The 13643-nt window shown below is 59.4% G+C and carries 10 protein-coding genes and 1 riboswitch; of the genes, 9 read left to right on the forward strand and 1 reads right to left on the reverse strand.

Annotated features, from left to right (window positions below; translation table 11 throughout):
• Nucleotides 1–60: 60 nt before the first annotated feature.
• Nucleotides 61–1602: a choline-sulfatase gene (gene betC, locus ACZ5DH_RS12025; RefSeq protein WP_464254499.1), complete on the reverse strand. Its 1542-nt coding sequence runs from the start codon at nt 1600–1602 to the stop codon at nt 61–63.
• Nucleotides 1603–2966: 1364 nt separating this feature from the next.
• A riboswitch (glycine riboswitch) is annotated at nt 2967–3071 on the forward strand.
• Nucleotides 3072–3222: 151 nt separating this feature from the next.
• Between betC and ACZ5DH_RS12030 the strand changes: the two genes are divergently transcribed.
• The 9 genes from ACZ5DH_RS12030 (at nt 3223) to ACZ5DH_RS12070 (ending at nt 13546) form a co-directional block, all read left to right on the forward strand.
• Entirely contained in the window at nt 3223–3603 is a 381-nt protein-coding gene (locus ACZ5DH_RS12030) for a GrdX family protein (RefSeq protein ID WP_464256553.1), read from the forward strand.
• Between the two features lies 1 nt (nt 3604).
• Nucleotides 3605–4891 carry a glycine/sarcosine/betaine reductase component B subunit gene (locus tag ACZ5DH_RS12035; protein WP_464254500.1) on the forward strand — a complete coding sequence of 429 codons (1287 nt, stop codon included), beginning with the start codon at nt 3605–3607 and terminating at the stop codon, nt 4889–4891.
• Nucleotides 4892–4926: 35 nt separating this feature from the next.
• On the forward strand, nt 4927–6231 hold the full coding sequence (gene grdB, locus ACZ5DH_RS12040; protein WP_464254501.1) for a glycine reductase complex selenoprotein B: 1305 nt from the start codon (nt 4927–4929) through the stop codon (nt 6229–6231).
• 148 nt (nt 6232–6379) lie between these two features.
• Nucleotides 6380–7294, forward strand: coding sequence for a thioredoxin-disulfide reductase (gene trxB, locus ACZ5DH_RS12045; protein ID WP_464254502.1), 915 nt, complete (start codon nt 6380–6382; stop codon nt 7292–7294).
• Between the two features lie 20 nt (nt 7295–7314).
• The gene (grdC, locus tag ACZ5DH_RS12050) at nt 7315–8853 is read left to right on the forward strand and encodes a glycine/sarcosine/betaine reductase complex component C subunit beta (protein WP_464254503.1); all 1539 of its coding nucleotides are present in this window, start codon (nt 7315–7317) and stop codon (nt 8851–8853) included.
• An 11-nt stretch (nt 8854–8864) separates the two neighbouring features.
• Complete coding sequence (gene grdD, locus ACZ5DH_RS12055) at nt 8865–10034, forward strand: glycine/sarcosine/betaine reductase complex component C subunit alpha (RefSeq protein WP_464254504.1); 1170 nt, start codon at nt 8865–8867, stop codon at nt 10032–10034.
• 102 nt (nt 10035–10136) lie between these two features.
• Nucleotides 10137–10454, forward strand: a complete 318-nt coding sequence (locus tag ACZ5DH_RS12060) for a thioredoxin family protein (protein ID WP_464254505.1) — start codon at nt 10137–10139, stop codon at nt 10452–10454.
• Nucleotides 10455–10576: 122 nt separating this feature from the next.
• Complete coding sequence (gene grdA / locus ACZ5DH_RS12065; protein WP_320352211.1) at nt 10577–11053, forward strand: glycine/sarcosine/betaine reductase complex selenoprotein A; 477 nt, start codon at nt 10577–10579, stop codon at nt 11051–11053.
• Nucleotides 11054–11764: 711 nt separating this feature from the next.
• Nucleotides 11765–13546, forward strand: coding sequence for a methyl-accepting chemotaxis protein (locus tag ACZ5DH_RS12070; protein WP_464254506.1), 1782 nt, complete (start codon nt 11765–11767; stop codon nt 13544–13546).
• Nucleotides 13547–13643 lie beyond the last annotated feature (97 nt).

A 13643-nucleotide genomic window follows, 5' to 3' on the forward strand; every position in this document is an offset into this window, starting at 1 on the left:
ACTATGCCCACCGGGTGAAAATGGAGGATTAAGATAATCGGCCAAGACGCAATGATATGATTATTTATCCCGTTGTTTTTTTTCGGCCAATCTTGGGAACCTTGACAGCGCCTTTGTCTGCACGGCTCCGGCTTTGCGCACATAACGCTGATCATCGTTCTTCAGCACCTTGTAAGCCCACACTGGGTCACCGCCCGTCACACGGTTGATAAACAGACGCTGCTTCTGGTTCTGCAAAATGCGGCGGTGGATGTTCTCCGGAGCCCATCCGTCGAGGGCGATGTTTTTCAGCCGCGTAAGCACTGCGGGCAGTTCCGATGCCTTGTTGACGAGTTCAAGAGGGTCAACCGCCAAGTCATAGAGAATATCGGGGTGCCCGTGGGTGTAGATATATTTGTACGAACCCTGCTTTACCATCCGGCAGGGGGCGCAGGCGCCTTCACCCGTGTATTCGGAGATGACCGTATCGTTCCAGCCGGCGTCCTTGCCAGTTCGGATGAAAGCGCCCAGGCTGCTCCCGTCCATGCGGTCAACAGTCTCCGGGGGGGCGGAATCGGTAACCAGATCGAGAAGAGTCGGCATCAGGTCCACAAGAGAAACATTGGCTTCAACCGTTTGCTGTGCAAAACGTCCAGGCCAGGCGATAATCAGGGGTACCCTTGCTGACCACTCGTAAAAGAGCTGCTTGTACCACTGCCCGCGTTCGCCAAGCATGTCGCCATGATCCGAAGTAAAAACAATGATGGTGTTTTCGTAAAGATCGCACTCCTTCAACACTTTCAGCAAGCGACCCACGCGATCATCCAGGTCGCTGATCATGGAGTAATAGGCATGCCTTGCCGTGCGTATTTCCTCATCCGTCGGGGTGATTTGATCCCCGGCGTGAGCGTGGTAAATCCAGCGACTCATGGGGTCCATTTCCTCTACGGGAATCCGGGGAACTTCTGGCAGATCGATCGCGTCATGCTCGTACCTGTCCCAATGTTCCTGCCGGGTGACGAAAGGCGAATGCGGCTGGGTGAAGGATATCGTCAGAAAAAACGGTCGTTTTTCGAAGCGTGCCAAATCATAGAGCTTGCGTGTTGCGAAGTATTCTACTTCCTCGTCATAATCCAGTTGCAGGCTGCGCGCACAGGTGCCGGCTTCGGTCACGCCGGTAAGGTTAATGCCCGTCGGCCGATCGCCTTCGCCGTATTCCCAGTTGGGCGTCCAGGCGTAATTGGAAGGGTAAATATCAGTTGTGATGCGCTCTTCGTAGCCATGAAGCTGATCCGGCCCCACAAAGTGCATTTTACCGGACAGAATGGTTGCATAGCCCATTTCCCGGAGATAGTGCATCAAGGTCGGCTGGCTGGGCGCAGCCTCGGATGCATTGTCCCAAACTTCAATCGAAGTCGCCAGGCGGCCACTCAGCATGGACATGCGTGAAGGCGCGCACAAAGGAAAGTTGCTATACGCGTTTTGAAACAACGTGCCGCTTGCCGCAAGAGCCGTTATATTGGGCGCAATAACTTGGTCATGTCCATATACAGGTAGCGCTTTTGCCGTCATCTGATCTACCTGTATAAGCAAAACGTTTGGCGAACCCGGCTTTACTGGCATTTCTGACTCCTGGTTAAATAAGTATGTATGGTGAAAAAAAGTACATGACTTTTACATACTGCAGCCCACCGGGTTCTAAAATTTAAAAATAGTAATATCGCTTATAAGAGCAGTTTTATGTGGAGGCTAATTTCGTTGGGAATAAAGAGATCCGCCCGCCATTGCGCGTAACGGCATCATTAAAAACCAATGGCGGCTGTACGGCTCGTAAATTAAAAATCGTCAACAAGCTCCACGGTTGTTCCACTTTCTGAGTAATTTGCTGGGCCGAGTCTGTCTGCTTTGCCGAAGTTGGCTTGGAGCCGCCACTGTTGTGCACGACTTTGTCCTGCGCCCCTTCAGGGGCCTGGATCGTGCTCTGGTGGGGAGGGGCTTCTGCCGTTGCGTCAGCGTATCGCCCTGGAGTAGTCGTGAGACGTTGGCTCATGCCCCGTCGCAGGCGGCCTGGAGCTTGTCTGCTTCACCCAGGGCTGAGATCGTACGGCCCGTGCTCATTTTGAGGACAGTTTTGCAAATGTATTGGCATTCTGCCCCATTCCATTGCAGGCGTGGGGGCAGATGTGTAGATATCAGACCGCAAGGCGATGGGAGAGAAGGTAGCGCCTGGTCGCAGGAATGCGTGCGGATAAGCTATTAATCTAATAACAATGTGTTTTTACATGATATTATTTAAAATAATGGCTTGAGGCATTCACCGTTATCGACAATCAATATTGACAAGACGTTTTTCCATACCTATATACTAGGTCTTCGTTGGCCCCTGACCGCGCCTGAGGCGCTGTCAGGAGAAGCAGCCCGCCGGGATTGGCCCGTGCGGGCTTTATTTTTCCCGCCCGTCAGTACCCGTGCCCCCGGCCCGCCAACTGCCTGCCCCCCTGCCCTGAAAGACTGGCTGTGCCGTCTTCCCCTGACTGACGGCTCTGCCCGATTACGCTGCTGCCCGCGATGATCGACTGGCCCTGCCTCCAGGCTCCGGCATGGAGCGAGCAACACAGCACTTTCGCCCAGGTGCGGCACAATCTTTCTGTGCGCGGCCTGGGGGGAATCCAGGTTGCGGGGCGGAGGGGCAATGTGCGTCGTCTGATCATTTTGGGGAGTGCGACAGCTTGCAGGATGCCGTCAGGCGGGCATCACAGGGGCAGTTCCGGGTAATGGAATGCGGCGCGTCAGCCAAAAAGTATGGTCGCAAAAAAGGAGGCAACAAAATATTGTAGGCAACAAAAAATATTGTGGATAACGACAATTTTTATTGCCTGATAAATAGGTTGGTTACACGAACAAGTTGCTGCCGGCAACATTGTGAATAATTATTTCTAGTTCCGCGAGCTTGACACTTTTTTCTCAATAGTACATTTTTGAATCGTGGTAAGTGTGCGAGAGAGTCCTTTGCACTGAACGACAGAGCAGGGGCACCGAAGGGGCAAAGCTGAAAAGCTGAAACTCTCAGGTAAAAGAATCGCGCATCTTAGTGCTGCTGAATCCACTTGTGGAGACAGGGCGTACCATTAAACCGCAGGTACGCTTATGCTTCACGTCCTTATTACCAATAATCCCCGCTTTCAAGAGATGGCCCCCAAGGGACTGAGCGTCACGCTCATCTCGGGCTGATCCGCGTCTGTCATTCGCGCGGCGCGCGATCAGATCCATCAGGGTTGGCGTCTTGCCAATCATCCCCTTTACGGCAATTTTCTGCCCCGGCAGATGCCGTATCGTTCCTTGCTTCTGTCATCTTGCGACCAACCGTCTTCCGCCCCCCCCCCTTCGGTGGACATCACATCTCTTGAACTCATTGAGCAGGCTCAGGCCCGTTACGACGCCTCTGCTACCCTTGCGCCCATACGCATGGACAGCGACGCATTACGGGACTGCGCCTTTGTGGACGTGGAGCTTCTGCGCGCGACTATTGAGAGCCTGGGCTGTAGCATCAAAAGCCTTTTGAACCTCAATGGAAGGCATCCGGCGCCCGTTCCCGGCGTGCTTTCACACCACAAGGAGATGTAACGTGAAGTTGGAACTGCACCGCATTACAATCAGCAAGTTGGTCTTTGGCGCGCACACAGGCGTCAGCGACGGCGTGCTTACTGTCAACAAGGAAGAACTGACCGCCCTGCTCATGCGGGACGAACGCCTCGGCGGGGTCGAGATCGACGCTGCCCATCCCGGTGAAAACACGCGCATCATGCCCGTGAAGGACGCCATTGAGCCCCGTTGCAAACTGGAGGGGCCGGGCGAGGTCTTCCCCGGCTGGATAGGCGACGTGGAAAACGCCGGTGAAGGCAAGACCCTGGTCTTGAGCGGCATGGCCGTGCTGACCACGGGGCGCGTGGTGGCCCCGCAGGAAGGCATTGTGGACATGACCGGCCCCGGCGCGGACTATTCGCCGTTTTCAAAGACGTGCAACCTGACCATCTCGCTGTCCGCCGTGGCGGAGATGGAGCCTCACCAGTGCGAGGCGTGCTTCCGCCGCGCCGGGCTGCGCGCCGCCCACTACCTTGCCGCCGCCTGCAAAAGCGCCAAGGCCGACAAGGTGGAAACCTTCGACTTTCCCGCGTTCAGCGAGGCCATGCACGCCCACCCCGGCCTGCCCAAGGTGGCCTACATCTACATGCTGCAATCCCAGGGCCTGCTGCACGACACGTGGGTTTACGGCGTGGACGCCAAGCGCATCCTGCCCACCATGATCAGCCCCACGGAAATTATGGACGGTGCCATCATCTCCGGCAACTGCGTGTCCGCCTGCGACAAGAACAGCACTTACGTTCACCTGAACAACCCCGTGATCAGAAGCCTTTATGCGCATCACGGCAAGGATCTCAACTTCGTGGGCGTCATCATCACCAATGAAAACGTCACCCTGGCGGACAAGAAGCGCAGCTCTTCCTACGCGGTCAAGCTGGCCCGCATGCTCGGCGTCGAAGCCGTTGTCATCAGCGAGGAAGGCTTCGGCAACCCGGACGCCGACCTCATCATGAACTGCCGCAAGTCCGAGCAGGCTGGCATCAGAACCGTGCTCATCACGGACGAATTCGCCGGGCGCGACGGCTCAAGCCAGTCCCTGGCCGACTCGTGCCCCGAGGGCGACGCCTGCGTCACCGCCGGCAACGCCAACGAGCTTATCGTGCTGCCGCCCATGGCCAAGGTTATCGGCGATCTGGCTCCCGCTGAAACCATTGCCGGCGGTTTCTTCGGCTCTGTGCGCGAAGACGGCAGTCTTGAAGTGGAATTGCAGGCCATCCTTGGCGCGACCAACGAACTGGGCTTCAACCGCATCGGCGGCCGCACCCTGTAAGGGGGCGCAGCCGGCTCAAGGAGCAGGAGATCATCATGGCATATAAGCTTATACACTATATCAATCAGTTTTTTGCCGGCATCGGCGGCGAAGAAAAGGCCGACATAACCCCCGAAGTGCGCGAAGGCATAATGGGCCCTGGCACGGCTTTCAAGGCGGCCCTTGGCGGCCAGGCCGAAATAGTCGCCACGTTCATTTGCGGCGACAACTACTGCGCCAATCACCTCGACGAGGTGGCCGCCAAGATGGTGGAAACAGTGAAGCGCTTTGGCGCCGACGGCGTCATCGCCGGGCCGGCCTTTAACGCCGGTCGTTACGGCACTGCCTGCGGCGCTGTCTGCGCGGCCGTCAACAAAGAGCTGGGACTGCCTGTGGTCAGCGGCATGTACCGTGAAAGCCCAGGCGTTGATCTGTACCGCAAGGAAGTGACCATCATCGAAACTTCCGACAGTGCCCGTGGCATGGGCAAGGCAGTGCCCGCCATGGCCGCGGCCATGCTCAAGCTTCTGCGCGGCGAAGAAATCGCAGATCCCGAGGCCGAGGGCATCTTCCCCAAGGGCATCCGCAAGAACATGTTCTATGACGAACCCGGCGCGGAACGCGCTGTGCGCATGCTGATCAAGAAGATCAAGGGCGAGCCGTTCAAGACGGAATACGCCATGCCCATCTTTGACCGCGTGGAACCCCGACCGGCCATTGCTGACCTCAGCAAGGCCACCATCGCCGTGGTCACTTCGGGCGGCATCGTGCCCGAAGGCAACCCCGACCATATTGCCGCCTCCTCGGCGCAGAACTTCGGCGCGTACAGCATTGAAGGCGTCAACGATCTTGAGAAGGGCAAGTACCTGACCGCCCACGGCGGCTACGACCAGACCTACGCCAACCAGGACCCCGACCGCGTGCTGCCCATTGACGTGCTGCGCGATCTGGAAAAGGAAGGCAAGATCGGCAAGCTCTACAACGTGTTCTACACCACGGTGGGCAACGGCACTTCCGTGGCCAACTCCCGCAAGTTCGGTACTGAAATAGGCTCACAACTCAAGGCCGCACATGTGGATGGCGTAATCCTCACCTCCACGTGAGGCACCTGCACGCGTTGCGGCGCAACGCTCGCCAAGGCCATTGAAGATGCCGCTGATGTGCCCGTGGTCCACATGTGCACCATTGTTCCCATTTCCCTGAGCATCGGGGCCAACCGCATCGTGCCCACTGTCTCCATACCCTACCCCCTGGGCAACCCGGAACTGTCCCCTGAGGAAGAAAAGCACCTTCGCCGCGAACTGGTGCTCAAAGCGTTCAAGGCTCTGACCACCAAGGTTGACGGACAGACAGTTTTTTAAATCCCCCCTCCGGTAAGCTTCGGCGGGCCTTGGACATGAACTGACCAGAGCCCGCCGGAGCTGAAAACGGATAAAAACGCAGCAGATTTTGCCGGGTGGCGCAATACACGCCTCAGTCGCGGGCGACCCGCCCCCACAAGGAGTTTTTATGGAAAAACGTGAACTGGTCATCATCGGCGCTGGTCCGGCGGGGCTTTCCGCCGCCATCTACGGCAAGCGCGCCGGCCTTGACACTCTTGTGCTGGAAAAAGGCCGCCCCGGCGGACAGATACTGACCACCAGCAGGGTCGAGAACTACCCCGGCATCATCGACGGCACGGGCACGGGTCTGGCCGACGCCTTTCGCGCCCATGCGGAATTTTTCAAGGCCGAATTCCGTTCGGCCTCCGTGCAAAAGCTTGAGGTGCGCGGCGGAGAGAAGATCATAACCCTCAAGGACGGCAGCGAAATTGCCGCCGGGGCCGTCATCGTGGCCACCGGGGCCTATTTTCGCAAGCAGGGCTGCCCCGGCGAAAAGAAATACACGGGCATGGGCGTTTCCTACTGCGCCGTATGCGACGCCGCCTTTTTTGAAGACCTTGAGGTGGCCGTCATCGGCGGCGGCAACACCGCCGTGGAAGAAGCCTGCTACCTCACTGGCTTTGCCTCCAAGGTCTACATTGTGCACCGCCGCGACGAATTCCGCGCCGACAAACTGGTGGTGGAACACGCCATGGCCAATCCCAAGATCGTGCCCGTTATGGACAGCGTGCTGGAATCCATCGAAGGCAGCGACATGGTGGAAAAAATCGTGGTGCGCAATGTGAAGACCAATGAACTGCGCCAGATCGAGCTGAGCGGCGTGTTCATCTTCATCGGCACCCTTCCCAATGCCGAATACCTGCACGGCCTGCTGCAAACCGACGCCGCCGGCTGGATCATTACCGACAGCAAACTGCAAACCTCGGTGCCCGGCATTTTCGCCGCGGGCGACGTGCGCGACACCTCGCTGCGGCAGGTGGTGACGGCGGCGGGCGACGGGGCGCGGGCCGCCATGGCGGCATACGCCTACCTTCAACATTAAGGCCGCAGGAGGATAGCGCCATGACAACTGTTGGCATCAAGGCAGCCGCGTACTGCCTGAACTTCGCGCCGGAACTGGCCCTGCACTATGGCGGCACCCCCGCCCAGGAACGCCGCTCCAAGCCTGACTCCGAATTTCTGCGCGAACTGCCCAGGCGCGCGCAGACCTGGGAACAGGCCGCTGCCTACGCCCCCAACAAGACCTATGTGGGCGGCATGAGCCTGGACGAACTGGAACAGGCTCCTACCCCCTGGATCGACAATCTGGGCGAGGCACAGCGCTACGGAAAATTTGGCGAGATCATGCCCGAAGACGAGTTCATCGGGCTTATGGATATTTGCGACGTTTTTGACCTCATCTGGCTGGAGCAGGGCTTTGCCGCGGCAGTGGCCGAAAAGCTGGCCCGTAACCCGGTCATGGGCGAAAAGCAGCTGGCCCGTCTGGAAAAAGGCAGGCCCGCCGCCGATCTGCAGGAAGCCATTGAAAAGCAGCACGCCCTGCCGCTCTACTTTGAAAACACCCTTGTGGCCTGCTGCCGCCGGGCCCACGATACGGATGAAAACCTCGAAGCCGGGGTCATGCTGGAAAATCTGGCCAGCAAGGCCAGCGGCGTGCTGGCCCTGCTGCACCTCATCAGGAACGCGGGCATGGCTCCTGCTGACGTGGACTTTGTGGTGGAATGCTCCGAAGAAGCCGTTGGCGACGCCATGCAGCGCGGCGGCGGCAACATGGCCAAGGCCCTGGCCGAGATAGCCGAGTGCGTCAATGCCAGCGGTTTTGATGTGCGCGGCTTCTGCGCCGGGCCCGTGGCCGCCCTCATCACCTCGGCGAGCATGGTGGCCAGCGGCGTGCGGCCCAATGTGGTCGTGGTCAGCGGCGGCTCTGTGCCCAAGCTCTACATGAACGCCCGCGACCATATCAAGAAGGGCTTTGTGCCGCTTGAAAACTGCATCGGCAGCTTCGCCCTGCTGCTGACCCCCGACGACGGCCAGACTCCGGTCATGCGGCTGGAAGGCCTGGGCAAACATACGGTGGGCGCGGGGGCCTCGCCCCAGGCCATCACCTCGGCCCTGACCTTCGAACCCCTGTCCCGCGTGGGCCTGAAACTTACGGATGTGGACAAGTACGCCCCGGAACTGCACAACGCCGAGGTAACCCTGCCCGCGGGCGCGGGCAACGTGCCCGAGGCCAACTACAAGATGATCGCGGCCCTTGCTGTCATGAAGGGCCAGATAGAGCGGGCCGACATCCCCACGTTTGTGGCGGAACACGGCATGCCCGGTTTTGCCCCCATCCAGGGGCATATCCCCTCCGGCGTGCCCTATGTGGGCCACGCCATTGAGGACATCAAACAAGGCCGCATCAAACGCGCCATGATCATAGGCAAGGGCAGCCTTTTCCTGGGCCGCCTGACCAACCTGGCCGACGGCGCTTCCTTTATTATGGAAGCCCCCGGAGCGAGCGCGGCACAGGCGCAGAACGTCAGCCAGCAGGATGTGACCGAACTGCTGCTGACAGCCCTGAGCGACGTGGCGGCCAACCTGCAAAAGGGTCAGTAGGAGGCAGGCTTATGGCTAGTCAAGACGACAAGCGCGCCATCCTCGGCAAGGCTCTTGAGGATCTGGTCACGCGGGCGCGCAGCGGACGCGCGCCGTGCCGCATCGGCCTCATGGCCGCTGGCGGCGAGCATTCGGACACGGAATTCCTCACGGCCGCCGCTGTTGCCATGAGGGAGGACCCTGCACTGACCGTGGTCGGCGTGGGGCCACGACCTGCGGGACTCGTGCCCGCGGGTATGGACTGGATCGAAACCGGCTGCGAAGGCGGCGAGATGGCCGCAGGGATGGAAAAAGCCCTGGAAGACGGCCACATCCAGGGCGCGGTGGCCCTGCACTACCCCTTCCCCCTGGGCGTGACCACGGTGGGCCGCATCCTGACGCCTGCCCTCGGCAAGGCCATGTTTGTGGCCTGCACCACGGGCATGAGCGCGGCCCAGAGGCAACAGGCCCTGCTGCGCAACGCCGTGCTGGGCCTGGCTGTGGCCAGGGCCATGGGTCTGGCCTCACCCGCTGTGGGCGTTCTCAACGTGGACGCGGCCCCGCAGGTACTGCGGGCGCTGAACCGCATGGCGGAACGCGGCTACGACCTGCGCCTGGGACAGAGCCTCCGGGGCGACGGCGGCTCGCTGCTGCGGGGCAACGACCTTCTGGCCGGGGCCGTGGACGTGTGCGTCACGGACACGCTCACGGGCAACATACTCATGAAGCTCTTCAGCGCCTTTACCTCCGGCGGCGCCTACGAAACCACGGGTTGGGGCTACGGCCCCTCGGTGGGCGAAGGCTGGAACCGTGTGGTGAGCATCGTCTCCCGGGCTTCGGGCGCTCCGGTCATGGCCAACGCCCTGGCCTATACGGCCGCCGCAGTGCGCGGCAATCTGCCCGCAATGGTGGCCGAAGAACTGCGCCGGGCAAAGGCCGCCGGGCTGGACGAAGAACTGGCCGCCTTTGAGAAGGCGGCAGGGGCCGCCCCCGCCGCCGAAGTGCAGGCCCCGCCCGCCGAACCCACGGACGAGGAGATTCACGGCATTGACGTGCTGGACCTTGAGCAGGCGGTACATTGCCTGTGGAAGGAAAACATCTACGCCGAGGCGGCCATGGGTTGCACCGGGCCTGTGGTCAAGCTGGCTGTGGCCAACCTTGAGAAGGCCCGGCAAATTCTTAAGGCTGCCGGATACATATAAAATCCTCCGACAGGCGGGCCGACCGTGCCAGAGTGTCCGGCACAGGCCCCGGCCCGCCTTTATCGGCACAGTGTAATCGTACGCAACCAAGCGAGGTAGTTCATGATCATCGTCGATAAAGAAAACTTTGAAGCCGAAGTACAGCAAAGCGCCATGCCCTGCGTGGTGGACCTCTGGGGCCCGCAGTGCGGCCCTTGCCTGGCCCTGATGCCCGAAGTGGAAAAACTGGCCGCCGAGTATGACGGCAAGGTGAAATTCTGCAAACTCAACGTTGCGGAAAACCGCCGCCTGGTCATCAGCCTGCGCGTCATGGCCGTGCCCACCATCCTGTTCTACAAGGGCGGGGAATGCGTGTCGCGCGTGTCCGGCGACGCTGTTTCCATCGAGGCCATCAAAGCCGAGACGGAAAAACTGCTGTAGGCACTGACTGGCAGTTTTCGCGCTGGTTCCGTCACGGGCAGGGCAGCGCGATAATAACGTGGACGACGGGCCGCCGCATCGGCCCGTGCGGATAAAAAGCCCATAATCGTAAGGAGTAAGCAATGGCTAAGCTCGAAGGCAAGAAGCTTCTGCTGCTTGGCGAAAGGGACGGTGTACCCGGCCCCGCCATGGCGGATGTTTTCGCCGATTCGGGAGCGGAGATCCTGTTCTCCGCCACCGAATGCTTCGTTTGAACGGCCGCGGGAGCCATGGATCTGGAAAATCAGCAGCGCGTCAAGGACGCGGCTGAAAAGTTTGGTGGCGAGAACGTTGTGGTGGTTCTCGGTTCTTCCGACCCTGAAGGGGCGGAAATCTATGCCGAAACCGTCACCCTGGGCGACCCCACCTACGCCGGATCCCTGGCCGGAGTCCCGTTGGGACTCTGCGTATATCATGTGCTTGAGCCGGAAATGAAGGCAGCTGCCGATCCCGCCAAATGGGAAGAGCAGATCAGCATGATGGAAATGGTACTTAATGTGGATGCGCTGGTGGCCGCAGTGAGCAAGATGCGCGCGGAAAACAGCAAGTACAGCCTGTAATTGAGCCCACCTCCCCCCCCACCCAGGGCGAAGAGTCCCGCGCGAGCCGAAAAAGCAAGCGCGGGGCTCTGTTATTATGAACACGCCCTGCCCGGCCTGACGCACAACCCACGTACGCCCTTCGGGCAGCGGCAGCACCCCTGGCCGCGGAACAAACTCGCCGGAAAAAGACACTGGCCTGGAGCAGATTAACTTTGAAACGCTTCACATTTCAAAGTTTTCATTCAGCCGAAAAATGCGATTTGCGGTAGCCGTTAGCGGGTCTTTGCCGCTTACGGATAAGCAATGCTGTCTTTGCGGCAGCCGTTGCTTTAGCCGTTGCGATGAAGGCTTCAGCCGTTGCAACTCAGGAAGCTACGGCTAAAGCTCGGCTGAATCCACGCCACGTTGCGGCGCGCTGCACGTTCGTACAGCGTTAGAGCATTTACACTTTTTCAAAGTTAAAATGCTCTATAGCGAGCGAGCCTGCCTGCCTTGGTCACCACATGCAGGGCATACTCCCCGTCATGGCTTTATGTGATGCAAAGCGGCTCTATAGCTTGCATAAATCTTACCGATATGTTGTTCTCCACTATCTGCCAAATCAAGAATATCGACGATATTTGCCGTCGTCGTTTTTCTTCCCTCGCAACCTGCAGTCTCTGCAGTCTGTATATATTTTTGTTTAAAAAGAGCCGATTTTTTTCAACTCTTAGCACAAGCAGCATCGCCATGAATTCATTTTCTTTGCGTGGAAAGTTTCTTTTGACAATAACCATAGGGGCTGTGGCGCTTGTCGCCATGTTTGCCTTTTCTCTCGACTCGGTATCGACTCTCAACCAGTCCTTTTCGCAAATGCGTGACGTGGCCGTGGTCGGCAAAATGACCAGCCTCGAAATAGCCAAGGACATCAACTACGTAAGCCGCCTCACACGGGACGCCATGCTGGGGGGCGACCTGGAAAAAGATATCAAGCAACAGGCCGAGATTGCCAAACGCAATGAGGAGCGGTTTCAGCAGCTTGACGCTATGCCTTTCAGCAGCCAGGAAAAAAGGATCATAGCCGACGCCCAGAAAGCCGCCATCAGCTTTATTGCCAACGGCAGGGACGTGCTTTTGCCGCTCAGGGAGGTTCCGGTTGATGAGCGCTACAAAAGCTATAAGGACTACGCCAGGGTGGCCACACCGTATGCCGTGGCCTACCGGGAGCAGGGGGGACAGTTCGACAAGGCCATGAACACCCGCTTTGACGCGGCCATGCAGCAAATGCAGGGGCAGATCGAGCAGAGCCGCACCAATATGTGGATAGTGCTGGGTGTTTCCTTGCTGGCTGTTTACGGCGTGGGATTTCTGTTCACCAGCCGCGACCTTGGCGTCATGCGCCAGTGTGTCGCTTTTGCGCGCCAGCTGGGGGGCGATGATCTTGATCACAGACTGGACGCCGACAAAAAATCTTCCATCCTGCCTCTGGTGCAGGCCTTGAACGCCACGGCGGACAACCTGACAGCCTTCAGGGCTGAAACGCGCCGGGCCACCGCCGAAGCCCAGAAAGAGCGGGACGAGGCCCAGGCGTTCATGCGGCAGGCCCACGAAGCCAAGGAAGAGGCTGAAAAAGCCAAGGCCGAGGGCATGCTCTATGCCGCAAGCCAGCTTGAGGCAGTTGTAAGCGCCCTCAACCTTGCCTCTGACAATCTGTCAGACCTCATCCGCAGGGCCAGCAGCGGTTCCGCGCGGCAGGCCGACCGGGTGCGCGAAACGGCTTCAGCCATGGAGCAGATGAACGCCTCCATGCTTGAAGTGGCGCAAAGCTCTTCCCACGCTGCCGACACCGCTGACAAGACCAGGGTAACGGCTCAGGAAGGCTCTTCATCCGTTACAAAGCTGCTCGACAGCATCCGCGAGGTTCAGCAGCAGGCCGGAGAAATGAAGGACGGCATGGCCGGGCTTGGCGTCAGGGCCGAGGCCATAGGCAAGGTGCTGAACGTCATTGCCGACATTGCGGACCAGACCAATTTGCTTGCCCTCAACGCGGCCATTGAGGCCGCCCGCGCGGGCGAAGCCGGGCGCGGCTTTGCCGTGGTGGCCGACGAGGTGCGCAAACTGGCCGAAAAAACCATGACCGCAACCAGGGAAGTGGGAGAAGCCATTGAGGGCATTCAGGCCGGAACCGTGCAGACCATTGATGTGGTGAACCGCACGGTGTCGCGCATCCAGGGCGCGGATCAACTGGCCGACAGGTCTGGCGCGGCCCTGGCCGAAATCGTGTCCATGGTGGACACAAGCACGGATCAGGTGCGCGCCATTGCCGCCGCCTCGGAAGAACAGTCCGCGGCCAGCGGTGAAATCAACCGCAGTCTGGACGAAGTGGACAGGATATCCGGCGAAAATGCCGAGTATATGCAGCGGTCTTCCGAAGCCATCATGGAGCTTTCCCGGCAGGCGGGCGTGCTTCAGGGGCTTATCCACGAAATGAAGCAGGGGGGCGGCTCTTCCAGACCTGGCGGCGCTGCCTAACCGCTTTTCTTTTACACTCTCGTATCCGGCCTGAACACGTAAAAACCCCCCGTCCTTTCACGGCAAATGCAGGTGAAGGGACGGGGGGGTGTTTGGG

It is taken from the genome of Desulfovibrio simplex, from assembly GCF_055387835.1.